Genomic DNA, 25,208 nt, shown 5'->3' with positions numbered 1-25,208 from the left:
CGCCGTCGATGTCGGTCGTGGTTCGCTCGATCAGCGCCTCGTAGTCGTCGATGCCGTAGGTCTGCATGAACTCCCAGACGTTCGTCGATTCGACGAACGCCTGGCTCGGCTCGTGGACGATCTCGTCGAGGTCGGCGAGGGACTCGGATGCCATGGTCTGGTATTCCGCCGACCCGCTAAAGTAGCTTCCCCCGCCGGGAGCGGACGTGTCAGCGGTACGGGGCGAGCCGCTGGTGGCTGGGGTCGGTCTGCATCTGGACGTGACCGCAGCCGGTACAGCGCCAGACGTACGAGCCGAGTCGCTTGTACCCACGCGACGGGTCGTCGCCTGGCCCGACGCCCCACTGCCGGCTGCAGTTGACGCACTTGTCGGGTGCGTACTTGCTCTCGTCGTCGGACTCGGGTTCCGGTTTCCGGTCCTGACTGATCGAATCGAGGACGGCACGGATGTCGTCGATGTCCATCCCCTGCTGGAGTCGCTTGAGTCGCCGTTTGAGCGCCCTGACTCGCCGCTCGAGGGCAGTGCAATCCTCGCCCTCCGATTCGCCGGCGGCCACGCCGACTTCCGCCGAGGCCAGCTGGGTCGTTCGTCTGTAGTACTCGATCACCGCCGCCCGGTACCGGGAGCGGCGCGCGAGCCGGTCGACCAGCGACCGGAGTTCGTCCTCGAACACCGGCTTCGTGAGGTGGTGGTCCACGTCGAGGTCCGGGAACACCCGGTTTCGGTCGGCCGTCGTCGTCACGACCTCACAGTAGCCGCTGTGTGAGCGGATCTTCTCCAGTACCGTCGGTGCCGCCCCGTCACCGAACCCCTCGGACAGCACGACCACGTCGACCGCCTCGTCGAACTCCTCGGCGACCTGCCGTTTCGTCGACGCGATCCGAACCGCACACTCCTCGAGCCACAGTTCGTACAGCTCCGCTCGTGTCGCGTTGCTTTCGATGACGATAACGACCGGCCCTGTCTGAGTCATGGCCTCGTCCCGTGGTTAAGCCGCTCTCAACTCGTTCTAGTTTGTGTCGCTACAAATACGTTCGCTCGTTACTATCACGGGTGATAATACAGAGTCAGTGACCGATTGGGTCGTTACTCACTGGTGCTCGAGCCGCGCCGGGCAGCTTCGGAGATGTCGCGGGACTTGACCGAGAACGAGTGGACGGTCGTCAGGTCGTCGAGGAGGTTCTCGGCGCGGTCGAGCCAGTCCGCGGCGGCGTCCAGCGCCTGCTCGTCGTCGGCGTTCTGCGCCGCCGCCAGTTGCGCCTGTGCCTCCTGTAACGGTTCCCGGAGGTCCTCCGCGAGGACCTCGCTGAACTCGTCGAAGCGGCGTTCGATCCACTGCTCGTACTCTTTGGGTTCGGTGATGTCCTGCTGGAACGCGACGGTGTGGGTCACGTCGCCGTCCTCGTCGCGCACTGGTGCGACGCTGACCTGGCTCCAGAACGGCGTCCCGTCTTTCCGGGCGAGCATGAGTTCTACCGTGGCGGGTTCGTCGCCGTCGATGGCCGCGTCCAGTTCGGCTCGCTTCGCCTCGTCGGTCTCCGCACCCACCAGATGGGTCAGCGACCGCCCCTCGATCTCCGCTTCGTCGTATCCCGTGAGTCGCTCGAATCCCTCGTTCGCGTAGACGACGGGCGTGTCCGGCCGCGTCCGGTCGGCGATGGTGATGCCGATGGGGGCCTCCGCGATGGCCCGGTTCCGGAGCTTCAGCTCCTGTTCGCGCTCCTTGCGCTCGGTGATGTCCCGGGTCGCGACGACCAGCTGTTCGACCTCGTCGTCGACCACCACCGGCGCGACCCGCGTGTGCCAGTGGGTCGGAATCCCGGGGATGTCGAAGGTCTCGTCGTAGCCGAGTGCCGTCTGTTGCTCGACACACTTCTGGAACCGGGCTTCGACCCGGTCACCGATCTCGCCGTCGAGTATCTCCCGGGGCGTCCGGCCGATCATCTCCGACGCCGACAGTCCCGACATCGACTCGTAGGCCGAGTTGACACGCTGGATTTCGAACCGACCGTCGTCCGTGACGTCGACGAGGACGATCCCGTCCTGTGCGTTCTCGAACGTCGTTTCGGCTTTCCGGAGCCTCCGTTCGCGCTCTTTGCGCTCGGCGATGTTCCGGAGGACGCCGACGGTCCCCCGGAAGCCGTCGTCGGAGGGGAGGACGGCGACGTGGTTCTCGAAGGGGATCCGGTCGCCCGATTCGGTGACGAGGTCCATCTCGAACGAGCCACGCGTGCCGTCCTCGGTGATCAGGTCACGGATCAGCGCTTCGGCCGTCCCGACGTCGTCTTCCTCCATGACCGTCGAAACGGGTTCGCCGACGAGTTCGTCGGGTTCGTAGCCGGCGACGGTCAGGTCGCGACCGGCCGGCGGGACGACCGACGTGATGACACCCTCGTCGTCCAGCGTGTAGACTTCGTCGGGAATCGTTTCGACGACCGTCTCGTAGCGTTCGAGTTCCCGCTCGCGTTCCCGCCGCTCCGTGATCTCCCGGGAGTTGAAGACGTACCCGCCGACGGTCGTGTCCTTCCGGTTGCTCCCGACACTCTCGACCCAGGCCCACGACCCGTCGGCCCGTTTGAACCGGAACCTGACGTCCTCGACGACGGTCCCCTCCTGTTCGGTGAGGTCGATGAACCGCCCGCGCATCTCCTCGCGGTCGTCCGGGTGGACGTAGTTGAACACGTACTCGCCGACGAGTTCGCCGGGGTCCCAGCCGAGAATTCGCTCGACGGAGGGGCTCTGGTACTGGATCGTCCCGTCGGGCGCGACGACGGTCACGATGTCCTCGGCGTGTTCGATGAGCGTCCGGTACTGCCGCCCCGTCACCGCCGCCGCGTCCGGCGCGTCGTCACGCCGGAGCGCGCCCTCGATGCGGCCGGCCAGTAGTTCCTCGCTGGCGGTCGCCAGCCCCATCGTGAGCGAGTCCGTCGCGCCCGCCTCGACGCTCTCGGCCGCGTCCTCCGCGTCCTCTGCGAGCACGAGAACCGGGAGTGCTGGGTACTCCTCGCGGAGCCGTGTCACGAGGTCTGTCGCGGTCCCATCCGGAAGGCCGTACTCGCTCACGACGCAGTCGGCCCCGGTTTCGGCCACTGCCGCGAGTGTCTCCCTGATCTCCGACGCGACCGTGACCGTCGCCGTATCGCCCGCCTCTCCGAGGTCCGGAAGCGCACGCTCGACGACACTCCCGTCGGCACCCACGTAGAGGACAGTCGTCGACGCCGACCCGAAGGCTGCCATGTCTCGGGGTAAGCTAAGATACTTGATAAACACTTGGGCCGAATTATCACGGTCGGAACTGGCGGTCCGGCGCGCCGGTCGAGGACGGCCGCCGCTCGGCGGTTTCGTTAGCCGGACTCCGCCTGGACGCGAACCAGACCGCCCGATTCCCCGTCCTCGGTCACCGCGAGGTCGAATCGCCACCCTCCGTCGTCGAGTCGCCGGGGGTCAGACAGTGTCAGCGCCGGGCCCGGGAGCCGCCCGAGCAGATCGATGGCGATGGGCAACGTCGGTAACGACGCCGACCGCGAGGTGAGCGCGTAATCCGTGATCGTCACCGTCCAGGCGCTCCCGGCCGCGGTGTCGGTGTGGGCGTCGACGGCGTACTGGTCGACGATGTCGAGGCGCTGTAACCGCTGGAGGGTCGCGTCCAGCGGTCGATCCGTCTCGTCCCCGTCTGTGAGTTCCGTCGCCGCCGACCGGAGGATGGCTGTCTGTTCCGACTCGGACAGTCTGGCACCGAGTTCGAAAGAGAGGGTCCGCAACAGGTGCAGACAGAGGTCGTCGGGGTCGTCGATGGCGTCGGCGGTCTCGCAGTACGCGTCCATGATCGACGACTCCAGATCCGCGTACCCCTCCGCCGACAGCGTCTCGAACACGGCCGCGGCCACGTCGTGGCAAAAGCCCGTCAGCGACGCCGGCTCCCCCGTCGTGGGTGGCGTCACCGTCCGGGTCGAGCGTGCGGGCTCCTCGCAGGCGATGAAGTCGTAACAGGGTGCCTGCGGGTCCCACCGGCGCAACACGGCCCGGTAGGCCGTTGCCGCTTCCGCCGCTCGCTCGGCCGTCTCCCGGTCCGGGAACCGCGCGCCCGCGACCGGGACCGGACAGACGCCGGTCCGCCCGCAGACGACCCAGTACTCCCCGCCGTCGACCGACAGATCCTCGATCCGTGCCCTGATCTTCGAGAGGCTCTCTCCCACCATTTTAGGCTAGCCTAAATCGACGCTCCGAAAATAGGTTACGGTCGGTGACGGCGCGGCGCGCTCGCCCGACGGCCGGGTCCGCCGCCGGCGGCGAGACGTTACGCCCGGGAACAGTATGTATTATTTAACATTATCTTTATCACCGAGACTGGTTTACGAACGTGCAGGTGTGACAAATGATATCACTGCAGATGGACATGGTCCAGTACGACTGTCCGTATATCGACACGACAGCCAGGAACGACGTGTCCTTCCTGACCAAGCAGTGGGACTTCGATCCGGCCGCCGAGGAACTGGAGACGCGGATCGTGGCCAGGGGGGCTGACTCCGAGGCGCTCGACAACGGGCTACAGACGCTCCGTGACCACGAGAACGTTCGGGAGTACGACCTCATCAAGCGGGAGCAGGATCTGGCCTTGCTGCGGTCCCGCATCCGGCAGACCGACGCGATGGAGACGATTCGTTCCCACGACGGCTACATCACCGGCCCCTTCGAGATCGAGGACGGCAGCGAGATCTGGAACGTCGGTTTCGACCGCGAGGAGCGGGCCGACGGCGCGCTGTCGGCGCTCAGCAAGGACAACGACTTCACCGTCGAGTCCCGCGAGTCGATGGGGCTCGAGGGCTACTACGAACTGATGGAAAACGCGGACGTCGCGCGGTCGCTGCTTGACGGCTGTCGCGGGCTCTCGGCCGTCGAACGGGAGACCGTCCGGACGGCGGTCGAGGAGGGGTACTTCGGCACCCCGCGTGAAGGGACGCTCTCGACGCTGGCGGCGGAACTCGACGTCTCGAAGATGGCCGTCTCGAAGAACCTCCGACGGAGCGAACGGAAACTGTTCGAACGCGTGGTCGGGGCGCTCGACGAACTGGAGCGGGCCGGAACCGACTAGAAGCGGTCGGCGACCCGCTTCGGGATCGATCCGACGTCGGCCGCTACCTGCCGGACGAGGGCGACGCCTTCGTTTTTCGTCCACGCGGCGTAGGAGACGACGGTCTCTCTGGCGAACGCGCCGACGCCGCCGACGCCGTCCGCCCGGTACCGCTCCAGCGCGACCCCGAGCCAGGCCCGGAGTCGATTGATCCCGCCGGCGACGCCGTTGTCGAAGAACAGCACGACGAGCAACAGCAGGACGCCGAAACTGAACTGCCAGTACTGCTCCAGCAGCGGGAACTGCTGGATGAACCAGCGGAGGTACTCGTACGTGAACGCACCCACGATCGGCCCGAAGAACGCGTACGGACCGCCGATGACGGTCATGATGACCGGCTCGGCCGAGAACGTCCAGTACGCGTAGCTCGGGTTGACGTTGCCCTCGAGGGGGATCAGCAGCGCGCCCGCGAGGCCGCTGAACGCGCCCGAGAGGATGAACGTCATCCACTGGTGGCGGTTGACGTTGATGCCCAGCGCCGACGCTCGCTCGGGGTTCTCCCGGATGGCCCGACAGACCATCCCGAACGGCGACCGGACGATCCGCCAGAGGGCGTAGACCCCCAGTGACACGACCACGAGCGCGGCGAAGTAGTACACGAACGGGTCGATGATGTTCACGAGGTTGAACTGCAGACCGAACACTTCCACCTCGCCGATGACGAACGTCAGTCCGTCGGACCCGTTGGTGAAGTTCCCGTCGCCGATGCCGAACGCCGCCATGATCGTCCCGACGGTGTCCTGGAGGACCATGACGTAGACCGCCATGCTGAACGCCAGCGTGATCAACGCGAAGTAGATCTCCTCCAGCCGCACCGACAGGAATCCGACGAACACGGCCAGGATCGTGGCGACGATCACGCCCAGCAGGAGACCCAGAACCCACGTCGCGAGCGGCGCTACGCCGCCGAACGTGCTGGCGAACCCGAGGGCGGGGGCGACCTGGCCGACGGTCGCCGCGACCGTGTAGCCGGCGGCGGCGACGAACATCGCGTGGCCGAACGACAGCAGGCCGGTGTAGCCGTACAGCAGGTTGAACGCCGTGGCAAACAGCGCCAGGATGATCGTCTGGGTCAGGATGTCGCGCTGGTAGGGCCCGACCACGAACGGCAGGGCGAGCATCAGCACTGCCGCTGCCACGACCACCCAGGACGTGCTTCCGACGCTCCGAAACCGCTCTGTGAATCCGTAGCTCATCTCAGAGTCCGGGCGGCAGATCGCTCCCTTCTAGCAGATCGAGCGCCGTGTCCCGATCCAGGCTGTACGTCTGGGTGTTGACCTGGCCCGCGCCGTCGTATGGCACGTCGGCGTCGAACGACGACTCGCCGATCACGCAGTTGGCCGTCGCCTGGTGGGTCTCGGCGTCGATGGTGATCGAACCACGGGGGTCGTTCTCGTAGGTCAGCCCCTCCATCTCCGAGATGATGTCGTCGGGGTTGGTGCTGCCCGCGGCCTCGATGGCCTGCTTGTAGATGTGGACCGCCGCCCACGTACTCCCGCCGGTGAACGGCGGGTACGCGAGCACCTCGCTATCGTTCTCGTACGCGTTCCGGAACCGCTCGATGAACTGCTCGTCGGCCTCCGTGTCGTACGCGCCCGGCCAGTACCAACCGGAGTAGTGCATCCCTTCGGGCATCGTGTCGCCCAGCGCGTCGAAGTTGTTGGGGTCGGCTCCGATGGTGTCGAACACGTCCTCGACCTGGTCGAACAGGCCCTGCTCGGCCGCCTGGTTGGTGAACGTGACCGTGTCGTTGGCCCAGAAGCTCGTGAACAAGAGGTCCGGGTCCGAACTCAGCACGGAGTTGATCTGGGGCGTCATGTTCGTCGCGCCCAGCTCCGGGAACTCCGAGGCGGTGACCTCGTAGTCGACGCCGAGGCCGTCCATGTACGCCTGCACGTAGTCCCAGCACTGCTGGCCGTAGGCGTAGTCCGGCCCCATGTTCGCGATCCGCGGGGAGTCGTAGTTCTCCGAGATGTACTTCGCGATGGCGTAGGTCATGTGGGACGTGTTCGAGTTCGTCCGGAACACGTTCGGCAGACCGGCCGCCTTGCCGTCCCCGCCGTAGAAGTCACCGTACTTCTCCTCGTTGGGCTCGGTGACGTACGGGGTCCCGATGTCGGTCAGGGTCCACGGGACGCCGAGCTGTTCGACCGTCGGCCCGGAGTTGAGCGTCACGCCCGAGGAGGTCATCCCGAGCAGGACGTCGGCTCCCTCCGCCTGGACCAGGCTCTGGAGCTGCCCCTGCGGGTCGTCACCGTGGTCCCGAATGATGAGTTCGACGTCCTCACCCATGATGCCGCCCTCCTCGTTGATCGCCTCGACGGCGACCTCGGCCGTCGCGGCCGAGCCCGCTCCCAGCGCCTCGGCCAGCCCCGAGAGCAGGTAGACGCCGCCGATGGTGACGCCGCTGCCACCACCGCCGCCGCCGAGACAACCGGCCATCGATACTGCCGCCCCGCCGCCCGTCGCGGCCAGAAACTTCCGGCGGCTCACGAGGCGCGCCCGATCGTTGCTCGCCCCGGCACGTCTCCGCTCACCATTATCAAGCATGGTAGTCCTTATACAGCCATGCCCGGTTAATAGATCCGGGTTTATATGTAATCGTTGTCAGATATGTTATATAACTCGAAGGCAATACGCGGCTCCGATCCTGTCGGTGTGTATAAAGGCGGCGAAAGTTTTAATCGATTCCTGATAGAGAGGGGATTCTATGGTAAACACAGGGCTGGTCGTGGACCAAGTGATAACCGGACTGAGTATCGGGAGCTATCTGTTTCTGATCGCGGTCGGGTTGAGTCTCATCTTCGGCGTTCTCGAGGTACTGAACTTCGCGCACGGCGTGTTGTACATGATCGGGGCCTACGTGGGGATCATGGCCGTCCAGAGCGCGACCGGGAACTTCTGGCTGGGACTCGTCCTCGCGGCGCTGGTCGTGGGGCTGATCGGCGTCGTCATGGAGGTCGGGTTCCTCCGGCGCGTCTACGACCGCGACGAACTGGACCAGTTGCTGTTGACGTTCGCGTTCGTCCTCATCATCACCGACGGCGTGCGGTACGTGTTCGGCTCCGGCTCGCGTATCATCAACCCGCCGCCGGGTCTCCGGTTCAGCCTCGTGCTGTCCGAGACGGCGGCGATCCCCTCCTACCGGGCGTTCGTCATCCTCGCGTCGGTCCTCGTGCTGGGCGGGATACTCCTCGCGCTCAGGACCACCAACTTCGGCCGCGTCGTGCGTGCGACCTCCAGCGACCGTGACATGGCTCTGCTGTTGGGCATCGACGTGCCCAAACTCTATACGGGCGTGTTCTTCATCGGCGCGGCGCTGGCCGGCTTCGGCGGCGCGCTGGCGGCCCCGCTCCAGTCCGTGACGCCCGAACTGGGCAATCAGGTGATCATCAACGCCTTCGTCGTCGTGGTGATCGGCGGCCTCGGCTCGTTCACCGGCGCGTTCGTCGGCGCGTACCTCATCGGCATCATGATCGCAGTCGGTAGCATCTTCGCCGCCGGTGCCGGGCAGCTGTTCCCGTTCGTCGCGCTCATCGCCGTGTTGCTTCTCAAGCCCGAGGGCATCGTCGGAGGTGCTGAAGCGTGACGACCGTCCTCGAGACCGAAGGGCTCGAACGCCGCTTCGGGAAACTGCTGGCCGTCGACGACGTGACCGTCTCGATCGAGAGCGAGGACATCACGAGCATCATCGGCCCCAACGGGGCCGGGAAGACGACCTTCTACAACCTGTTGAGCGGTCGGCTCGACCCGACCGACGGCGTCGCCCGCCTCCAGCCCCGCGACTCCGACGAGATGGTGACCGTGAGCGGGCGCGAACCGTACGAGGTCAACCGGCTGGGGCTGTCCCGGGCGTTCCAGATCAACAACGTCTTCGACGGCCTGACCGTCTCGGAGAACCTCCGGATCGCCCGCATCAGCAAGAACGACCGCACGCTCGACCTGCGGGCGGTCGCCCGGGACGACCCGGCCCTCACCGAGCAGGTCAACGAGGTCCTCGAGATGACCGGCCTCCAGTCCGTCGCGGACACGGTCTGTGAGAACCTCTCGCACGGCGACAAGCGGAAGGTCGAGATCGCGCTGGCGCTTGGCACGGACCCGTCGGTCGTCCTGCTGGACGAGCCGACCGCCGGGATGAACGCCACCGAGACCGAGAAGATGGTCGAACTGGTCGAGGACCTCGACAACCAGACCGACATCACGTTCGTACTGACCGAACACGACATGGACGTGGTGCTCGGCATCTCCGACCGCATCCTCGTGTTGGACAACGGCGAGTTGATCGCCGACGGGACGCCCGACGAGGTGATGGCCAACGAACGCGTTCGCGAGGCCTACCTCGGAGGTGAACCATGAGCCTGCTCGAACTCTCGGACGTGAACGCATACTACGGCAACAGCCACGTTGTGTTCGACCTCTCACTGTCGGTCGAGGAAAACGAGGTCGTCGCCCTGCTCGGCCGCAACGGCGCGGGCAAGACGACGACCCTGCGGGCGATCACCGGTACGGTTCCCCGGCGGCATGGGACCATCGCCTTCCGCGGCGATTCCATCGTCGACCAGTCGGTCGACCGCATCAGCAACCGGGGGATCAAACTCGTCCCCGAGGAACGCCGCATCTTCCCGACGCTGACAGTCGTGGAGAACCTCTCGGTGGCACGGGACTCCTGTTCGGGGACCGAGCCCCGGCCGATCGAGGAGATGTTCGACATCTTCCCCGTCCTCGACGAACTCCGGGAGAACCGGGGCCGGAACCTCAGCGGCGGGGAGCAGCAGATGCTCGCGGTCGCGCGGGCGCTGGTCCAGAACCCCGACCTGCTTCTGCTGGACGAACCGACCGAGGGGCTCGCCCCGGTCATCGTCGAGGACCTGCGCGAGGTCCTCGAAGACATCGTCAGCCGCGACGTGACGGTGCTGATCACCGAGCAGAACGTCGAGTTCGCGCTCGATCTCTCCGAGCGGGCCTACATCATCGAGAGCGGCGAGAACGCCTGGGACGGCTCCATCGAGGACCTGCGTCAGCGCGAGGACCTGCTCGAGGAGTACCTCTCGGTCGGCGAGGCGAGCGCCGACTGATTCCCCCCGGGGCGGCGGTCGCCCCCGGAACCGCGCCTGCCAACGTTTTTAGCCGGGCGTGGCCAAGGACGGGGTATGTACGTCCGGGACGCGAAAAACCGCGAGGAGGTCTGGCTTCTGGATCACATCGAGGACATGGGCCTGGACGAGACAGCGTTTCGCTCGCGGGACTACGTCATCGCCATCGACGAGGAGTCCAACGAGAAGGCAGGGTTCGGGCGCGTTCGCGTCCACAAGACCGACGACGAGGCCGTCTGTGAACTCACCTCCATCGGCGTTCTCGACGACTGGCGCGGGCAGGGCGTCGGCGCACACGTCGTCGAACGCCTCATCCAGAAGGCCGGCGACGACGGGTTCGAGACCGTCTACGCGCTGACCGACGAACCCGACTACCTCCGGCAGTTCGAGTTCGAGCCCGTCGAGACCGGCTCGCTCCCGGCGAAACTCCAGGACCGGCTGGAGGAAAAGCGCGAGACGACCGCACCCGACGCGGTTCCGATGGCACTCACCGTCGCGGAGTTCCGGATGCCCCGGAAGTTCCGGGAGGCGTTCAAACGCGCCGCCGCCGACGAGGGCGAGAGCGAACCCGAGGAAGGCCCGGAGGACTTCGGGATCGACCCCGAGGAGGCCACCTACAAGTACGACACCGGCCGCTGACCTGCGCGCCCGGGCGGCCGACTCCGTCCTGTCTTCTACCCGACCCGCTCTCGACCGGTCGATACCTCCCGGCCGGTTTCGCGCTCGAACCGCGCCGGACCGCCAGCCGGTCAGACAACGCTTATACACCGGCACGCCGTTCACACAGCTATGTTCGACGAGGAGGACCTCCAAGAGATCCGCTCGGCGAAGGCCGACTGGGACGAGGAGTCGGTCCAGCCGACCGTCGAGCGGTTCGGTGAGCGCAAAGACACGTTCACCACCGATACGGAGGGACAGACCGTAGATCGCCTGTACACCCCCGACGACGTGTCCGATCTGGACTACGACGAGGACCTCGGCTTCCCGGGCGAGGAACCGTACACCCGCGGGGTCTACCCGACGATGTACCGCGGCCGGCTCTGGACCATGCGCCAGTACGCCGGCATGGGAACCGCCAGGGAGACCAACGAGCGGTTCAACTACCTGCTCGACGAGGGCCAGACCGGCCTCTCGATGGCCTTCGACCTCCCGACCCAGATGGGCTACGACTCGGACAACACCATGGCCGCCGGCGAGGTCGGCAAGACCGGCGTCGCCATCGACTCCCTCTCGGACATGGAGACCGTCTTCGAGGGCATTCCCCTCGACGAGGTCTCGACCTCCATGACGATCAACGCGCCCGCGTCGGTCCTTCTGGCCATGTACATCGCCGTCGGCGACAAGCAGGGCGTCGACCGCGAGGAACTTCGGGGGACCATCCAGAACGACGTACTCAAGGAGTACATCGCGCGCAACACCTACATCTACCCGCCCGAGCCCTCCATGCGGATCATCACGGACATCTTCGAGTTCTGCGCCGCGGAGGTCCCCAACTTCAACACCATCTCCATCTCGGGCTACCACGTCCGGGAAGCCGGGGCGACCGCGGCCCAGGAGATCGCCTTCACGCTCGGGAACGGCATCGAGTACGTCGAGGCCGCCATCGAGGCGGGCCTGGACGTGGACGATTTCGCCCCCCAGTTGTCATTCTTCTTCGCCTCCTACAACAACATCCTCGAAGAAGTCGCGAAGTTCCGCGCGGCCCGGCGGATGTGGTACCAGATCATGGAGGAGCGGTTCGACGCCGAGAACCCCAAGTCCAAGCAACTGAAGTTCCACACCCAGACCGCGGGGTCGACGCTGACGGCCCAGCAAGTCGAAAACAACGTCGTCCGCGTGGCCTACCAGGCGCTCGCCGCAGTGCTGGGCGGGACCCAGAGCCTCCACACTAACGGGAAAGACGAGGCCGTCGGCCTCCCGACGGAAGAGAGCGTCCGGACCGCCCTACGGACCCAGCAGATCCTCGCCCACGAGTCGGGCGCGGCCGACACTATCGACCCGCTTGGCGGCAGTTACTACGTCGAGAGTCTGACCGACGACCTCGAAGAAGAAGCCTTCGAGATTCTGGAGCGGATCGACGGCAAGGGCGGCATGCTCCCGGCCATCGAGGACCAGTGGGTCCAGCGCGAGATCCAGGACGTGGCTTTCGAGCGCCAGCGCGAACAGGAGGAAGGCGAGCGGGTCATCGTCGGCGTCAACGAATACGAGGTCGAGGAGGAAGAGGACGTGGACATCGAAGAGGTCGACGAAGCAGTCGAACAGCAACAACAGGAGACGCTCGCGGCGGTCCGCGAGGACCGCGACGACGAGGAAGTCGAGGCCAAACTCGACGCGGTCCGGCAGGCCGCCCGCGACGGCGAGAACCTGATGCCGTACCTCATCGACGCCGTCAAGGTCTACGCCACCACCGGCGAGATCTGTGACGCCATGCGCGACGTGTTCGGCGAGTACCAGGGCGGCGGTATCTGACGGGAGAACCTCTCTCGATTTGGTTTTCGACAGTCGTCCGATCAGCGACAGAACTAAGTATCTGTGTAAAGTCTCCTTTACTGTAAAGCGACTTTTACGGAAACGTCGCTTTACACCGCCCTGAAAACCATGTCGACGACACAGGATCATCCAGCACGGAGAGGACAGCGCTACAATCGCATCATCATGGCCGTCTTCGCGGTGGGGATCGCGAGTTTCTTCGCCGGAATGTTGCTCGATCGGACCTTCGTCGGGCTGGTCGTGTACGCGGTCGCCTGTCTCGGCGGCATCACGGCCCTGCTGTACCTGCAGTTCGCGAGTTCGGTCCGGCTGAGCGACGAGCGCGAACAGCGGCTCCACGAGCGGGCCAGCGGCGCGCTCATCATGATCGCCGCCTACGTCGGGCTCCCCGTCGTGATCGGTCTCTACCTGCTCGACAGCCTCGGCTACTACACGATCCCGCCGGTCGTCTGGGGCGGCATCTACGCCTACTCCGCGCTCTTCCTGCTGTGGGGGGTCGTCTATACGGTCGTCCGATACAACGCATGAAAAACGACCTGCGTGACCGACGCGAGCAACGCGATCTGAGCCAGGCCGACCTGGCCGCCGAGGTGGACGTGACCCGGCAGACGATCAACTCCATCGAGCGCGGCCGGTACGACCCCTCCCTGGAACTGGCCTTCACGCTCGCCGACTACTTCGACTGCCGGATCGAGGACATCTTCGACCCCGAATAGGTCCCCCTGACGTTACAGCGTGACCGCCATCATCACCTCGTCGACGGCCTCGCCGTCGATCCGGTAGTGGTCCTCGCGGACGGCTTCGACCGCCCCGCCGTGGGCCTCGAAGAACTCGATCGCGCCCTCGTTGGTTGCCGGGAAACTGTTGTACACCTTCGTCAGCTCCATCTCCTCGGCCCAGTCGAGCCCGTGATCCAGCAGACGACTCCCGATGCCGTGGCCGCGGTGGGCCTCGACCAGCCCGATTGTCAACTCCGCGGTGTGGTGGAGTTTGTCGAGTTCGGGAATCTCCAGGTGGACCCACCCGACGACCTCCTCGCCGACCGTGGCGACGAAGAAGACGCGGGACTCGAACTCGTTGTGCCGGAGCAGGGAGTCTTCGTAATCCAGTTGTTGGGCGACGCTCTCGGCCTCGATGTAGGAACCCTCGCTGGCGACCTGCCGGAGCGTGCCCACGATGCCCGCGATGTCGTCCTGCCGGGCCGGGCGGATCGTCACCGTGAGCCCGTCGATCTCGTACTGCTCGGCCGTGCCGGGGTCCATCGCGATCTCCAGTTGGCCGTCCCGCTCGGTCAGATAGCCGTCGCGCTTGAGCATCGAGAGGTGGTGGCCGAAGCGGCGTGGCTCGAACCCCAGCGCCGCCCGCGCTCGCTCGGGTTCGACGCGGCCCTCCCGCTCGACGTACTCGTAGATCCGTTGCCTGTCGTCGTCCAGTCGCCCCGGTTTCGGTGCCTCCATACCCCACGGTCACGGCGAACCGTCTTAGTAATTGATGACAGTTACCACACTGCACACTACTCGGGGCTGTCGCAGGGCTGATTGTCCCGCCGCTCCCAGCCGGGGTATGCAGTTCGATCACGCGGGGATCGCGACAGACGACGCCGACGCGCTCGCCGAACAGTACGCGGCGCTGTTCGACGCGACGGTCGCCCACGAGGAACGGTTCGACGGAATGACGGTGGTCTTTCTCGACCTCGGGAACGGCTTCTTCGAGGTGCTCGAACCCCTCGACGACGAGGGTGCCATCGCCAGCTATCTGGACCGGAACGGCCCGGGCATCCACCACCTCGCGGTGGCGACCGACGACGTCGAGGCGGCCCTGGCTCGCGCTCGCGAGGCCGGCGTCGAGTTGATCGACGAGGAACCGCGGGGCGGGGCCTGGGGTCACGACGTGGCCTTCCTGCACCCCGAATCCACCGGTGGTGTCCTGCTCGAATTCGTCGAACACTAGGCCGCCGCCGTCTCGACTTCGACCGGTTCGCGGAAACACTCGATCTCGAAGCGCGCGCCGCCTTCCGGGCTCTCGGTGATGGAGAGTTCCCAGCCGTGAGCGCCCACGATATCCCGGACGATGGCGAGTCCGAGGCCAGTGCCTTCCTCGTGGGTCGTGTAGCCCTGTTCGAGCACTTCGTCGCGCTCGTCTTCGGGGATGCCGTCGCCGGTGTCCTCGACGTAGAACCCGGTGTCGTCCGCGAGGGTACCGACCCTGATCGTGAGGTCGCCGTCGTTGTGGTCCAGCGCGTTCCGGTAGAGGTTCTCGAAGACGTTGAGCAGGCGGTCACGGTCGCTCTCCAGCCGGAGATCGATGTCGGCTTCTAGCGTCGCCCGGTCGGTGTCGACGTTCTCCCAGGCCTCGGTCGCGACCGATCCCACGTCAACGTCCTCTTTCTCGGTAATGGCCTTCCCGGAGCGGGCCAGCGTGAGCGCGTCGTCGATGATGTCCCGCATGCGTTCGTGGGCCGTATCGAGTTCCTCGACGCTCTCGCGGTGTTCGGCGTCGAGTCTGGCCTCCAGCAGTTCGACGTGGCCGGTGGCGACGTTCAGCGGGTTGCGGAGGTCGTGCGAGACGATGCTGGCGAACCGGTCCAGCCGCTCGTTCTGGTGTTCGAGTTGCTGTTTCTGCCGTTCGAGGTCCTGTTTCTGCTGGCGCAGTTCCTCCTCGCGCTCGCGGAGCTGTTCTTCGCGTTCTTTCTGTTCGGTGATGTCGTAGATCATCACCGACCGACCCACGACCTCACCGTCATTGACGATCTCTGAGACGTTGATGTCGTAACAGTACTCGCCGTTCTCGGTCGAAATCCAGACCTGCTCGCGATGGTTGCCGACCCGTTCGCCCGTCTCGTAGTCGTCGAAATACTGTCCGATGTCGACCACGGTGTGGACCTGTTTGCCGACCACGCGCTCGTCCAGCCCCAGCATCTTCCGTGCCGTCGAGTTGATGTCGACGATCCGGGCGTCGTCGTCCATGATGATGACGCCGCTGTCGATCTCCTCGATCACGAAGTCCCGGGCCAGGGGCAACACGTCGTCGAAGCGTGAACTGAACCGGGCGAGAATGGCGTTGACCGGAATCATCTGGACGAATCTGATACTCGTGAAGAGCACGAGCGCGACGGCCCCCCAGAACAGGAACGAGAAGGGGACGAGCATCATGTGCGGGAACGGGCTGAACCCGGCGACGGTGATCATGTTGGTCGTCCACATCGACAGCCCACCAAACCCGAGCACCAGACTCAGCTTCCGGTAGACGTTCCGTGAGTGGAGCGCCTTCCGGAACAGGAGGACCGTCGCCGCCACCAGCAACGTGTACGTAAATAGGATGAATCCCCAGGCGATCGGCCCCCAGGCGTCGTAGGTCAGCAACACCGTTCCGCCCTCCGTGACGAGTCGAGGGTTCACGATCACCAGGTCGTCTACTGCGCTCGTCAGCGTCGCCGGGACGTACACGAGCGGCACGGTGAGGAGCGCGTGTGGCAGGTACCGCGGTAATCTGTCGTAGTGTCCGGTGTAAGCGACGGCGAAGAGGAACCAACAGCTACAGAGAGCGACACTCGAGACGAGAAACCCGGCGAAAAAGACCAGCTTCAGCCGGTAGCTCGTGCTGGCGACCGTCAGCGCCAGGAACAGCGACCACGTCGCGATAGCGGCCATGGACCCGGCGTACCAGACGGTCCCGCGCCGGTCGCGTTTTACGTACCCGAGGTACGCGGCCACCGCGGAGATGCCTGCGACGAGCAACAACGCGGGAACGTAGATACTGTACTGAAACATTGGCGTGATCGATACACCGTCCCCTCTACGACAGTGTCTCTTGCTCGAATAGGTCTCTCGACGGAGTAAAAGGTATCTCCCGTATTATCGGCCGTGATAACAATCAGCCCCAGTCTGCGGCGCGGAACTCGCCTTCCGGGTGCATCCGCGCGGGCGGCTGGGAAAACCACGCTGCACCGTTGAGTTCGCCGGGCTGGATGGCGAGGTGGCCACCCTCGTACCGGCCGTCGAAGAAGACCCACAGCGTGTGGAGTCGTTCGTCGTGTTCACCCTTCGAAACGCTGACCCGGCGGCGGAGCAGGAACGGTTCGACGATCCGACAGTCGATCCCGGTCTCCTCCCGCACCTCGCGGACCGCGGTCTCCTCGTAAGACTCGCCACACTCCCGGCCGCCGCCGGGCAGGCCCCACCGGGTCGAGCCCCGCGAGAGTATCATCAGGACGCGCCGGTCCTCCTGGATGTCGGCCGGGAGCGACTCCGAGAGCGGGGCCGTCTCGGGGGGTTCGCGCACGACCCAGACGTAGCCGCCGCCGGTGTACCCCTCCGTGGCCAGGTCGCGCAACTCCGGGAACACGCCGGCGGGCACCTCCTCGTGTTCCTCGCGGACGGGCACGTCACCGTACTCCGACAGCAGTCGCTCCTGCCGGCGGTCGACCTCCGTCCGATTCACGTCGCGGACCATTCTCACCCAGCCTTTTCGTTCGCAGTAAAATGTCCTCCGACCCGGCAGAACGAGTCAGGCCGAGAGTGTCTCGAAGACCTCCCGCTCGGTCTCCGCGACCGTCGAGAGATGTCCCAGATCGGGGTAGAAGTGCGATTCCGCTGTCGGGATGGCGTCTGCGAGATAGTACCCCATCGCCGGCGGAACGACGGTATCGGCCTTCCCGTACCACAGCCACGTCGGGACGGAGATTGCCCCGAGGTCGAACCCCCACGGCTGGCCGAACAGCGCGGTCTCCGTCACCAGCGGATCGAGGCCGTGGTGGCGGCGCGACTCCACCATGCTCGCGTGGACGACCGTCCCGAGTTCGCCGGTCCAGACCGGGCCGTCCGCCGGCGCGGCGCTGTCGGCCATGGATTCGAGGAAGGCGTCCCGGTCGTCGAGGGCTTGCCGCCCGCCGAGCCACAGCCCGAGTTTCGTCACCGGCGGCAGGAACCGAGCGCTGTAGTACCAGAGCCGATTCCGGAGCCCGACCGCCGCCATCGGGCCGAGGCCACAGACGATTCCCGCCCGCTCGACGCGCTGGTCGAGCAGCGCCGCCGTCGCCGCGGCGTAGGGGCCGCCAGCCGAGATCCCGAGGACCGGAAACCCGTCCAGGTCGAGCGCGTCGGCCAGATCCGCCACGTCGGCCGGCCAGTCGGTCAGCGTCCGGTCGGGGTCCGGGTCGGAGACCCCAAAGCCCGGGCGCTCCGGGGCGATCACGCGGACGCCTTGCTCGCGAGCAACGCCATCGAACGCCGCCGCGAACACCCGCGAGTTGGGGAACCCGTGGAACAGCATCAGGGGGTCGCCCTCGGGGTCGCCGACGGTCGCATAACCCAGTTCTCGGCCGTCACGGAGCGTGACGGTCCGGGGGTGCTCGGCCATCTCCGCAGCGAGGTCCAGCGCCGCGGACTCCCCGGTGGCCACGTCCGTCGCCCGTTCCGCCTCGCCCTCGAACCACTCGCCGAGCGCGTCGCGTAGTCCCATGGCCCACCGTGGTGTCGCCCCTCGAATAACGGTTCGGGACGCGGCTACTCGTAATACTCCAGGTAGAGTGCGATGATCTTCAGGCCGAGGTAGATCCCCAGCGGAATCCCGACCAGGGCGTGGCCGATCGTGCTGTCGAGAAAACCCAGGATCGCCCAGACGATCCCCCCGAGGGCTCCGACCAGACTGCCGAGGAGACCGAGCACCGTTCCGACGATGCCATCGCTGCCATCGTCGCCGTCACTCGCGGCCGTCTGGAGCTGTGAGCCGTTGCCGGTCGCGTTCGTCGCCGTAGCCGTCCCGGTGGCGGTTTCCTGGGCTTGGACGACGGCCGAACCCGACACGACCAGTGCCGCGACCGCACTCACGACGAGCAGGCAGGCACCGATCCGGCCCGCGAGGCGGGCCCACCGACACACGTGCATCGCCACCGAGTACCGACCGACGCGGGTTAAACCTCACCCGCGTTTCGCCGCCCTAGCCGAAGTTCTCGACCTTGGCTCCATCGGGGTCACCACCCGCCGCGTCGATGGCGGTGGTCGCGGCGTCCAGAAAGTCCGCGAAGCCGTAGACGAACACCTGTTCGCCCTCGTCGTGGGTCAACACGTCGGTCGTCGCCTCGCCCATGTCGTCGTCGGCGTCCAGCACGTGGACCGTGATGCCCTCGGCGGCGAGTTCGTCGAGGGCGTCCTCGTGGATGGGGTCGTCGTCGCGGTAGACGATGGCGGCCTCGTTGCCGTCAGCGAGCGCGCGGCGCGCGATGCCGACCGCGGGACCGACGCCCGGACCGCCGGCGAGAATCACGGCGCGTGGCTCGTCCTCGTAGTAGGCGTTGCCGTAGGGCCCCGAAATCGTCATGGTGTCGCCGGCGTCCAGTTCGGCGAGGATCGGGCCGAGCGCGCCGTCGGGGTCGATCTCGACGGTGACCTCGAAGGTGTCGGCCACGTCCGACGAGGAGATGGTGTAGAAGCGACTCTCGCGCTCGCCGTCGACCTCGGCGACGAGCTTGACGAACTGTCCCGGGCGGGCGGCAAAGTCGGGAGGCGACTCGAAGGCGATGGCGACGGCGTTCTGACCGACCGACGACACGGCGGCGACGGAGAGGGGTTCGTCTTCCATATTTCCCTTCTGGGAGCCCTTGCCGAAAGGTGCTTTCGATCCGAAGAGAAATGGACGTACAGTCAGTTAGCTGAACGATTTGTGGACCTGAACACCTATTGCAGAAGGCTTTTGCGTCGTGGCTGGGTAGCCCCTCGCTAGTATGCCCGCGGACCTCAACTGGGCCATCGGCGGTGAAGCTGGCGACGGGATCGACTCGACGGGCAAGATTTTCGCACAAGCTCTGTCCCGTGCCGGTCGCCACGTCTTCACCTCCAAAGACTTCGCGTCGCGTATCCGTGGCGGGTACACGGCGTACAAGGTACGTACCTCGGTCGACCGCGTCGAGAGTGTCGTCGACAGACTCGACATTCTCATCGCTCTGACCGAGCGAACCATCGACGAGAACATGAACGAACTGCACGAGGGCAGCGTCATCATCTACGACGGTGAGCGCACCACGATGCAGGACGTCGAGGTCCCCGAGGGAATGATCGGGCTCGACGTGCCCCTCAAGTCGCTGGCGGAGGACGCCGGCGGCGCGATCATGCGCAACATCGTCGCCCTCGGGGCTGCCTGCGAGGTGACGAACTTCCCCATCGCGAACCTCGACGAATCGCTGGAAAAGCGGTTCAAAGACAAGGGACAGGCCATCGTCGAGAACAACAAGAAGGCCGCCCGACTCGGCCAGGACTACGTCCAGGAAGAGTTCGACCACGACTTCGACTACGACGTCGAGACCACGGACAACGACTACGTCCTCCTGAACGGCGACGAGGCAATCGGCATGGGTGCCATCGCCGCCGGCTGTCGGTTCTACTCGGGTTACCCCATCACCCCCGCGACGGACGTGATGGAGTACCTGACCGGCCGGATCGACCGCTACGGCGGGAAAGTCGTCCAGGCCGAGGACGAACTCGCCGCGATCAACATGGCGCTGGGCGCGGCCCGCGCGGGAGCCCGCGCGATGACGGCCACTTCGGGCCCCGGTATCGACCTGATGACCGAGACGTTCGGGCTCGTGGCGACCAGCGAGACCCCCCTCGTCATCTGTGACGTGATGCGGTCCGGGCCGTCGACCGGGATGCCCACGAAACAGGAACAGGGCGACCTCAACCAGTTGCTGTACGGGGGCCACGGCGAGATCCCGCGCTTCGTCGTCGCACCGACGAACATCTCGGAGTGTTTCTGGAAGACCGTCGAGGCGTTCAACCTCGCCGAGAAGTACCAGACCCCGGTGTATCTGGTCGCGGACCTCTCGCTGGCGGTCACCGAGCAGACGTTCCCGCCCGAGACCTTCGACATGGACGAGGTCGAGATCGAGCGCGGGAAGATCGTCGACGAGAACGATATCGACGCCTGGCAGAACGAAAAAGGGCAGTTCCAGCCCCACTTCCCGACGGCCGACGGGGTCAGCCCGCGCACCCTCCCCGGCGTCGAGGGCGGTGCCCACATGACGACTGGACTGGAACACGACGAACTCGGTCGCCGGACCGAGGACACGGACGTGCGCATCGAGCAGGTCGACAAACGCGAACGGAAAGTCGATACCGCTCGCGACGAGGAAGACTGGAGTTACCGGGAATTCGGCGATCCCGACTCGGACACCCTCGTCCTCTCGTGGGGTTCGAACGAGGGCGCGATGCGGGAGGCTCTCGAGTTCCTCGAGGGGGAGGGCACCGACGTGCGCTTCATCTCGGTGCCGTACATCTTCCCCCGTCCAGACTTGTCCGAGGAGATCGAAGCCGCAGACGACGTAATCGTCGTCGAGTGTAACGCGACCGGACAGTTCGCCGACCTGATCGAACACGACTCGCTGACGCGGGTCAAGCGCGTCAACAAGTACAACGGCGTGCGATTCAAGGCCGACGAACTCGCAGAGGAAATCGAAGACAAACTCGCAGAACCCACCGAGGTCGAAGCAGAATAATGAGCTCCGAGATCAGATTCACGGACTTCAAATCCGACAAGCAACCGACGTGGTGTCCCGGATGCGGTGACTTCGGGACGATGAACGGCATGATGAAAGCGCTGGCCAACACCGGCAACTCCCCGGACGATACGTTCGTCGTCGCCGGGATCGGGTGTTCGGGGAAGATCGGCACCTACATGCACAGCTACGCGCTCCACGGTGTCCACGGTCGCGCACTGCCCGTGGGCATCGGGACGAAGCTGGCCAATCCCAACCTCGAAGTGATGGTCGCCGGCGGGGACGGCGACGGCTACTCCATCGGTGCGGGCCACTTCATCCACGCCGTGCGCCGGAACGTCGACATGACCTACGTCGTCATGGACAACCGCATCTACGGCCTCACGAAGGGGCAGGCATCGCCGACCTCGCGTGAGGAGTTCGAGACGGCGACCACGCCCGAGGGGCCCAAACAGCCGCCGGTCAATCCGCTGGCGCTGGCCCTGGCGGCGGGCGGTACGTTCATCGCCCAGTCGTTCAGTTCCGACAGCCAGCGCCACACCGAAATCGTCAAGCAGGCCATCGAACACGACGGCTTCGGCTTCGTCAACGTCTACTCGCCGTGTGTCACGTTCAACGACGTGGACACCTACGACTACTTCCGGGACACCATCGTCGACCTCAGCGAGGCCGACCACGACCCGACCGACTACGACGACGCCAAGTCGGCCATCCTCGACGCCGACAAGGAGTACCAGGGCGTCATCTACCAGGACGAGGGTTCGGTGCCTTTCGACGAGCGTGAAGGGCTGACCGACTCCATGGCGGACATCCCCGAGGGCGCACCCGAGGACGCGATGGATCTCGTCCGGGAGTTCTACTAGACGACCTTTTTTCCGGTTCGGGTGCGCTTCGCGCACCATCTGCTCACGGGCGCTTTGCGCCCGTTCGCATGGTATGCGGGACCTCCGATCCGCACTACTCACGGAAAAGAGGTCGATCAAAAAAGCGGAGCGCGCCGACGGCGCGCTCCGTACGACGACCGTGCCCGCACAGCGACCGCCACGCACCGCGACCGCCGCCGAACCGGTGATGCGGCCTCCACGGGGGCCGGTCGTCGAGCGGGATTCCGTAGCCCGTCGGCGGGCCCTCGGAGACGGCATCGCAAACCGCCTGTCGACGCTACCCTGGAAATGTGAACCTAACGACCAGAATGCTTTACTCGGTAAGGGCGGAGATGTGGGGTGATGAGTGCAGACTCCGTCGCCGAGGTTCTCCACCTCTTCCACAAGCGCCACGACGTGTTCCGGTGTCTGTGTGACGACGAGTTCGACAAGCAGGCCGTCGAGGAGCGAACGGGGGCGTCGCGTCCGACAGTCGACCGCGCGTTCCGTGAACTCGAGGACGCGGGCATTCTCACCTCGACGGGGACCGTCTACGAGTTGACCAACTTCGGGGACCTCTGCTGTGCGGAGTTCGAGCGTGTGGCCGGGACGCTGGGGACGCTCACCGAAGCCGAGAGTCTCCTCTCGCACCTCCCCCGTGACGCCGGGTTCGACATGCGGCTTCTGGAGGGGGCCGAGATCCACCACGCCGAGGATCACGCGCCACACGAACCGCTGACGGAGATGGTCGACCTCGCCCGGTCCGCTGGTGAGTTCTACGGCTACTCGAACCGGATCATCCCCTACATCGTCGAGGGGTTCCACCGACTGACCGTCGAAGAAGGGTTGCCCGCCCGCCTGATTCTCTCGGAAGAAGTCGTCGAGACCGGGTTAGCAAACTACCCCGAGAAGTTCGGCGCTATCGTCGACGCCGACACCACCACCGTCTACGCGACCGAGCACGCCTACAACTACGGCGCGGCGGTGGGTGACGGCCGCGTCGCCGTCTCCGTCTCCAACGACATGGACCGCTTGCTGGCAGTCGTCACGAACGATACCGACGCCGCCGTCGAGTGGGTCGAGGAGTTCCTCGACGGGATTGTCGCGTCCGACAGCACACGCGAACGCTGAACACGATCACTTCCCGATCCTCGATCACGATCTGATCGAAAGTCGCTCAGTAATACTTTGCCGGTACAGTTCGTATCCACACTCGATGGGCCAGCAGTTGGTTCGCGGGCTCTCGGGGTTCGGGGAGCTATCGGTGGACGAGGCACTCGAAGCGCTCGCTGACGAGCGCCGGCGGGCCGTCGTCCGTGTCCTCCACGGGACCGAGGGGAGCGTGACCGCTCAGGAACTGGCCACCGAGATCCGTCTCCACCCGGAGGGGCCACAGGACCGCGGCCGGGTCGTCGTCGACCTGCATCACCGGACGCTCCCGAAACTCGACGCGCTCGGGGTCCTCAGCTACGACCCCGAGGCGACGGTGGTGGAGCCACGCCCCCCACTCGACGATCTGGTCGGCCTCGTCGAACACGTCGAGTTCACGAGCCGCTGACCCCGTTCAGTCCAGCGCCCGGACCATCTCGACGTGGGGAATCCCTGCCTCCTCGAACTCGTCGCTCACCGTCCGGTAGCCGAGTCCTCGGTAGAACCCTTCGACCTCGGTCTGTGCGTGCAGGACGAGTCGCGTGAGTCCGCGCTCGCGAGCCGCGGTGTGGACGGTCGCCATCACGCGCCGTCCCCACCCTTCGCCGCGTCGGTCCTCGCGGACGGCGACGCGCTCGACCTTCCCCGTTCCCGTCTCGGGCTCGCGGAGCCGGGCGGCTCCGATGGGGTTCCCGTCGTCGTACGCGACGACGTGGACGGCCCCGTCGTCCAGCCCGTCGAGTTCGCGGTCCTCGGCGATGCCCTGTCCCTCGACGAAGACGGCGTGACGGACGGCGAGGGCGTCGGCCCGCTCGCGTTCGGTGTCGGCGACGACGACGCCGGACTCGACCATGTTGACAGGTAGTGTGCCGGCGACAAAAACACCGCGCCGTCAGGCCTTGCGGATCTGTTCGGCGACTTCCTCGACGCCCTCGTAGGTGTGATCGACGATGCCTTCCATGTTGAGGAAGCCGTGGATCATCGACTCGTGGTTGCTGTACTCCACGTCGACGCCGGCCTCGGCGAGTTCCTGCGCGTAGGCGTGGCCCTCGTCCCGGAGCGGGTCGAACCCGCAGGTCAGGACGAACGCCGGCGGCGTCTCGGCGAGTTTGTCACGCCGGGCGTTCAGCGGGAACGCCCACGGGTGGTGGGCGTCGATCTCGTCGTCGATGTAGTGTTTGACGAACCAGAGCATGTCCTGGGCCGTCAGGAAGTAGCCGTCCCCGTTCTGTGCCCGCGAGGGCATCGGGTCCATGTAGGTCGTGGCCGGATAGAGCAGGAGTTGCCGGTCGATGTTCGGCATGCCGCGCTCGGCGGCCATCAGCGAGACGACGGCACTGAGGTTCCCCCCGGCGCTGTCGCCCGCGACGACGTGCGTGCTCGTGTCTCCACCGTACTCGTCGGCGTTGCGGCTGGTCCACTGCGCGCCGGCGTAGGCGTCCTTGATCGGTTCCGGCCACGGAGCTTCCGGTGCCTTGCGGTACTCGACGGAGACGATCACCGCCTCCGCGCGGTTGGCCAGCATCCGGCAGAGTTCGTCGTGGGTGTCGATATCGCCCGCGACGAAGCCGCCGCCGTGGAAGAAGGTGACCGTCGGGTGACCGTCGCCGGCCGGCGCGTACACCCGGGCCGGGATGGGCTCCTCGCCGTTCCCGGCAGGCGGAATCTCGACGTCCTCGACGGTGTCGACCGCCTCTGGCTCACCCGTCGAGAGGTTCGTCATGATCGTCAACTGCTCGCGTGCGTCCTCCGGTGTCCCCTTCGAGAGTGTGATGTCGTAGTCGTTGAGCAAGTCGAGCATGTTCTCGACGTGCTCGTCGAGTTCCCCCCGTACCGGCTGGTCGTCGAACATGTGCTTTTCTTTCACACCGGGCCCCTGATGAACGTTCTACCTCTCACTTACGGCCACTTTTAACAACCCTCGATCCAGGCCGCGAGAGCCGGCTGTTTTCGCCGCGGAGAGGGTCCTTTTTTACGAGATGAAGCGATAATG

At 65.8% G+C, this 25,208-nt stretch carries 26 protein-coding genes; 13 read left to right on the top strand and 13 right to left on the bottom strand.

Annotated features, from left to right (window positions below; genetic code table 11):
- Positions 1 to 209: 209 nt before the first annotated feature.
- From MU521_RS14395 to MU521_RS14385, 3 genes are all read right to left on the bottom strand, one after another.
- Positions 210 to 974, bottom strand: a complete 765-nt coding sequence (locus MU521_RS14395) for a response regulator (RefSeq protein ID WP_092693180.1) — start codon at positions 972 to 974, stop codon at positions 210 to 212.
- 113 nt (positions 975 to 1,087) lie between these two features.
- Positions 1,088 to 3,238, bottom strand: a complete 2,151-nt coding sequence (locus MU521_RS14390; protein ID WP_092693183.1) for a PAS domain S-box protein — start codon at positions 3,236 to 3,238, stop codon at positions 1,088 to 1,090.
- Positions 3,239 to 3,345: 107 nt separating this feature from the next.
- Positions 3,346 to 4,200, bottom strand: a complete 855-nt coding sequence (locus MU521_RS14385; protein WP_092693184.1) for a DUF7551 domain-containing protein — start codon at positions 4,198 to 4,200, stop codon at positions 3,346 to 3,348.
- Between the two features lie 176 nt (positions 4,201 to 4,376).
- On the opposite strand from MU521_RS14385, the gene MU521_RS14380 reads away from it, so the two are divergent.
- Entirely contained in the window at positions 4,377 to 5,093 is a 717-nt protein-coding gene (locus MU521_RS14380) for a helix-turn-helix domain-containing protein (protein ID WP_092693186.1), read from the top strand.
- Here MU521_RS14380 and MU521_RS14375 read toward each other — a convergent pair.
- A complete protein-coding gene (locus MU521_RS14375; RefSeq protein ID WP_092693187.1) occupies positions 5,090 to 6,328 on the bottom strand; it encodes a branched-chain amino acid ABC transporter permease in 1,239 nt (412 codons plus the stop codon). The two genes, MU521_RS14380 and MU521_RS14375, sit on opposite strands and share 4 nt — an antisense overlap.
- A 1-nt stretch (position 6,329) precedes the next feature.
- Positions 6,330 to 7,682 (bottom strand): ABC transporter substrate-binding protein, encoded by a 1,353-nt coding sequence (locus MU521_RS14370; RefSeq protein ID WP_092693188.1) that lies wholly within the window; start codon positions 7,680 to 7,682, stop codon positions 6,330 to 6,332.
- Positions 7,683 to 7,842: 160 nt separating this feature from the next.
- On the opposite strand from MU521_RS14370, the gene MU521_RS14365 reads away from it, so the two are divergent.
- The 7 genes from MU521_RS14365 to MU521_RS14335 all read left to right on the top strand — a co-directional run bounded on the left by MU521_RS14365 (position 7,843) and on the right by MU521_RS14335 (position 13,431).
- The gene (locus MU521_RS14365) at positions 7,843 to 8,721 is read left to right on the top strand and encodes a branched-chain amino acid ABC transporter permease (protein ID WP_092693190.1); all 879 of its coding nucleotides are present in this window, start codon (positions 7,843 to 7,845) and stop codon (positions 8,719 to 8,721) included.
- Entirely contained in the window at positions 8,718 to 9,488 is a 771-nt protein-coding gene (locus MU521_RS14360) for an ABC transporter ATP-binding protein (RefSeq protein WP_092693192.1), read from the top strand. Before MU521_RS14365 ends, MU521_RS14360 begins: the two co-directional genes overlap by 4 nt.
- Entirely contained in the window at positions 9,485 to 10,207 is a 723-nt protein-coding gene (locus MU521_RS14355; protein WP_092693194.1) for an ABC transporter ATP-binding protein, read from the top strand. Before MU521_RS14360 ends, MU521_RS14355 begins: the two co-directional genes overlap by 4 nt.
- Before the next feature lie 75 nt (positions 10,208 to 10,282).
- The gene (locus MU521_RS14350; RefSeq protein WP_092693196.1) at positions 10,283 to 10,864 is read left to right on the top strand and encodes a GNAT family N-acetyltransferase; all 582 of its coding nucleotides are present in this window, start codon (positions 10,283 to 10,285) and stop codon (positions 10,862 to 10,864) included.
- Between the two features lie 150 nt (positions 10,865 to 11,014).
- Positions 11,015 to 12,694 carry an acyl-CoA mutase large subunit family protein gene (locus MU521_RS14345; protein ID WP_092693198.1) on the top strand — a complete coding sequence of 560 codons (1,680 nt, stop codon included), beginning with the start codon at positions 11,015 to 11,017 and terminating at the stop codon, positions 12,692 to 12,694.
- Positions 12,695 to 12,823: 129 nt separating this feature from the next.
- Positions 12,824 to 13,243 carry a hypothetical protein gene (locus MU521_RS14340; RefSeq protein ID WP_092693200.1) on the top strand — a complete coding sequence of 140 codons (420 nt, stop codon included), beginning with the start codon at positions 12,824 to 12,826 and terminating at the stop codon, positions 13,241 to 13,243.
- Complete coding sequence (locus MU521_RS14335) at positions 13,240 to 13,431, top strand: helix-turn-helix transcriptional regulator (protein WP_092693202.1); 192 nt, start codon at positions 13,240 to 13,242, stop codon at positions 13,429 to 13,431. The genes MU521_RS14340 and MU521_RS14335 overlap by 4 nt, the downstream gene beginning before the upstream one ends.
- A gap of 12 nt (positions 13,432 to 13,443) precedes the next feature.
- On the opposite strand, the gene MU521_RS14330 is transcribed toward MU521_RS14335, so the two are convergent.
- Entirely contained in the window at positions 13,444 to 14,172 is a 729-nt protein-coding gene (locus MU521_RS14330) for a GNAT family N-acetyltransferase (RefSeq protein ID WP_092693204.1), read from the bottom strand.
- Positions 14,173 to 14,278: 106 nt separating this feature from the next.
- On the opposite strand from MU521_RS14330, the gene mce reads away from it, so the two are divergent.
- The gene (gene mce, locus MU521_RS14325; RefSeq protein ID WP_092693205.1) at positions 14,279 to 14,665 is read left to right on the top strand and encodes a methylmalonyl-CoA epimerase; all 387 of its coding nucleotides are present in this window, start codon (positions 14,279 to 14,281) and stop codon (positions 14,663 to 14,665) included.
- Here mce and MU521_RS14320 read toward each other — a convergent pair.
- The 5 genes from MU521_RS14320 to MU521_RS14300 all read right to left on the bottom strand — a co-directional run bounded on the left by MU521_RS14320 (position 14,662) and on the right by MU521_RS14300 (position 19,294).
- Positions 14,662 to 16,485 (bottom strand): histidine kinase N-terminal 7TM domain-containing protein, encoded by a 1,824-nt coding sequence (locus MU521_RS14320; RefSeq protein ID WP_092693207.1) that lies wholly within the window; start codon positions 16,483 to 16,485, stop codon positions 14,662 to 14,664. The two genes, mce and MU521_RS14320, sit on opposite strands and share 4 nt — an antisense overlap.
- Before the next feature lie 103 nt (positions 16,486 to 16,588).
- Positions 16,589 to 17,167, bottom strand: coding sequence for an NUDIX domain-containing protein (locus tag MU521_RS14315; RefSeq protein ID WP_092693208.1), 579 nt, complete (start codon positions 17,165 to 17,167; stop codon positions 16,589 to 16,591).
- Positions 17,168 to 17,221: 54 nt separating this feature from the next.
- The gene (locus MU521_RS14310; protein WP_092693210.1) at positions 17,222 to 18,175 is read right to left on the bottom strand and encodes an alpha/beta fold hydrolase; all 954 of its coding nucleotides are present in this window, start codon (positions 18,173 to 18,175) and stop codon (positions 17,222 to 17,224) included.
- Positions 18,176 to 18,219: 44 nt separating this feature from the next.
- The gene (locus MU521_RS14305; protein WP_092693212.1) at positions 18,220 to 18,600 is read right to left on the bottom strand and encodes a hypothetical protein; all 381 of its coding nucleotides are present in this window, start codon (positions 18,598 to 18,600) and stop codon (positions 18,220 to 18,222) included.
- Positions 18,601 to 18,652: 52 nt separating this feature from the next.
- Positions 18,653 to 19,294: an FAD-dependent oxidoreductase gene (locus tag MU521_RS14300; protein ID WP_092693215.1), complete on the bottom strand. Its 642-nt coding sequence runs from the start codon at positions 19,292 to 19,294 to the stop codon at positions 18,653 to 18,655.
- A gap of 142 nt (positions 19,295 to 19,436) precedes the next feature.
- Between MU521_RS14300 and MU521_RS14295 the strand changes: the two genes are divergently transcribed.
- The 4 genes from MU521_RS14295 to MU521_RS14280 all read left to right on the top strand — a co-directional run bounded on the left by MU521_RS14295 (position 19,437) and on the right by MU521_RS14280 (position 23,624).
- The gene (locus MU521_RS14295) at positions 19,437 to 21,203 is read left to right on the top strand and encodes a 2-oxoacid:acceptor oxidoreductase subunit alpha (RefSeq protein WP_092693217.1); all 1,767 of its coding nucleotides are present in this window, start codon (positions 19,437 to 19,439) and stop codon (positions 21,201 to 21,203) included.
- Complete coding sequence (locus tag MU521_RS14290; RefSeq protein WP_092693218.1) at positions 21,203 to 22,066, top strand: 2-oxoacid:ferredoxin oxidoreductase subunit beta; 864 nt, start codon at positions 21,203 to 21,205, stop codon at positions 22,064 to 22,066. Before MU521_RS14295 ends, MU521_RS14290 begins: the two co-directional genes overlap by 1 nt.
- 363 nt (positions 22,067 to 22,429) lie before the next feature.
- Positions 22,430 to 23,197: a helix-turn-helix transcriptional regulator gene (locus tag MU521_RS14285; RefSeq protein ID WP_092693220.1), complete on the top strand. Its 768-nt coding sequence runs from the start codon at positions 22,430 to 22,432 to the stop codon at positions 23,195 to 23,197.
- An 85-nt stretch (positions 23,198 to 23,282) separates the two neighbouring features.
- Positions 23,283 to 23,624: a DUF7344 domain-containing protein gene (locus MU521_RS14280; protein ID WP_092693222.1), complete on the top strand. Its 342-nt coding sequence runs from the start codon at positions 23,283 to 23,285 to the stop codon at positions 23,622 to 23,624.
- A gap of 6 nt (positions 23,625 to 23,630) precedes the next feature.
- Here MU521_RS14280 and MU521_RS14275 read toward each other — a convergent pair whose 3' ends face one another.
- Positions 23,631 to 24,068 (bottom strand): GNAT family N-acetyltransferase, encoded by a 438-nt coding sequence (locus MU521_RS14275; RefSeq protein WP_092693224.1) that lies wholly within the window; start codon positions 24,066 to 24,068, stop codon positions 23,631 to 23,633.
- A 39-nt stretch (positions 24,069 to 24,107) separates the two neighbouring features.
- Complete coding sequence (locus MU521_RS14270; protein ID WP_092693227.1) at positions 24,108 to 25,067, bottom strand: alpha/beta hydrolase; 960 nt, start codon at positions 25,065 to 25,067, stop codon at positions 24,108 to 24,110.
- Positions 25,068 to 25,208 lie beyond the last annotated feature (141 nt).

The sequence above is a fragment of the Halorientalis regularis genome (assembly GCF_023698535.1).
Lineage (GTDB): Archaea > Halobacteriota > Halobacteria > Halobacteriales > Haloarculaceae > Halorientalis > Halorientalis regularis.
This window is presented reverse-complemented; position numbering and strand designations above follow the sequence as displayed.

Coding starts and splice junctions, on each gene's coding strand:
- MU521_RS14330 (WP_092693204.1), bottom strand. CDS start 14,172: ATGGAGGCACCGAAACCGGGGCGACTGGACGACGACAGGCAACGGATC.
- MU521_RS14280 (WP_092693222.1), top strand. CDS start 23,283: ATGGGCCAGCAGTTGGTTCGCGGGCTCTCGGGGTTCGGGGAGCTATCG.
- mce (WP_092693205.1), top strand. CDS start 14,279: ATGCAGTTCGATCACGCGGGGATCGCGACAGACGACGCCGACGCGCTC.
- MU521_RS14355 (WP_092693194.1), top strand. CDS start 9,485: ATGAGCCTGCTCGAACTCTCGGACGTGAACGCATACTACGGCAACAGC.
- MU521_RS14345 (WP_092693198.1), top strand. CDS start 11,015: ATGTTCGACGAGGAGGACCTCCAAGAGATCCGCTCGGCGAAGGCCGAC.
- MU521_RS14275 (WP_092693224.1), bottom strand. CDS start 24,068: ATGGTCGAGTCCGGCGTCGTCGTCGCCGACACCGAACGCGAGCGGGCC.
- MU521_RS14395 (WP_092693180.1), bottom strand. CDS start 974: ATGACTCAGACAGGGCCGGTCGTTATCGTCATCGAAAGCAACGCGACA.
- MU521_RS14385 (WP_092693184.1), bottom strand. CDS start 4,200: ATGGTGGGAGAGAGCCTCTCGAAGATCAGGGCACGGATCGAGGATCTG.
- MU521_RS14315 (WP_092693208.1), bottom strand. CDS start 17,167: ATGGTCCGCGACGTGAATCGGACGGAGGTCGACCGCCGGCAGGAGCGA.
- MU521_RS14380 (WP_092693186.1), top strand. CDS start 4,377: ATGATATCACTGCAGATGGACATGGTCCAGTACGACTGTCCGTATATC.
- MU521_RS14270 (WP_092693227.1), bottom strand. CDS start 25,067: ATGTTCGACGACCAGCCGGTACGGGGGGAACTCGACGAGCACGTCGAG.
- MU521_RS14310 (WP_092693210.1), bottom strand. CDS start 18,175: ATGGGACTACGCGACGCGCTCGGCGAGTGGTTCGAGGGCGAGGCGGAA.
- MU521_RS14290 (WP_092693218.1), top strand. CDS start 21,203: ATGAGCTCCGAGATCAGATTCACGGACTTCAAATCCGACAAGCAACCG.
- MU521_RS14300 (WP_092693215.1), bottom strand. CDS start 19,294: ATGGAAGACGAACCCCTCTCCGTCGCCGCCGTGTCGTCGGTCGGTCAG.
- MU521_RS14370 (WP_092693188.1), bottom strand. CDS start 7,682: ATGCTTGATAATGGTGAGCGGAGACGTGCCGGGGCGAGCAACGATCGG.
- MU521_RS14390 (WP_092693183.1), bottom strand. CDS start 3,238: ATGGCAGCCTTCGGGTCGGCGTCGACGACTGTCCTCTACGTGGGTGCC.
- MU521_RS14295 (WP_092693217.1), top strand. CDS start 19,437: ATGCCCGCGGACCTCAACTGGGCCATCGGCGGTGAAGCTGGCGACGGG.
- MU521_RS14285 (WP_092693220.1), top strand. CDS start 22,430: ATGAGTGCAGACTCCGTCGCCGAGGTTCTCCACCTCTTCCACAAGCGC.
- MU521_RS14365 (WP_092693190.1), top strand. CDS start 7,843: ATGGTAAACACAGGGCTGGTCGTGGACCAAGTGATAACCGGACTGAGT.
- MU521_RS14375 (WP_092693187.1), bottom strand. CDS start 6,328: ATGAGCTACGGATTCACAGAGCGGTTTCGGAGCGTCGGAAGCACGTCC.
- MU521_RS14350 (WP_092693196.1), top strand. CDS start 10,283: ATGTACGTCCGGGACGCGAAAAACCGCGAGGAGGTCTGGCTTCTGGAT.
- MU521_RS14320 (WP_092693207.1), bottom strand. CDS start 16,485: ATGTTTCAGTACAGTATCTACGTTCCCGCGTTGTTGCTCGTCGCAGGC.
- MU521_RS14340 (WP_092693200.1), top strand. CDS start 12,824: ATGTCGACGACACAGGATCATCCAGCACGGAGAGGACAGCGCTACAAT.
- MU521_RS14305 (WP_092693212.1), bottom strand. CDS start 18,600: ATGCACGTGTGTCGGTGGGCCCGCCTCGCGGGCCGGATCGGTGCCTGC.
- MU521_RS14335 (WP_092693202.1), top strand. CDS start 13,240: ATGAAAAACGACCTGCGTGACCGACGCGAGCAACGCGATCTGAGCCAG.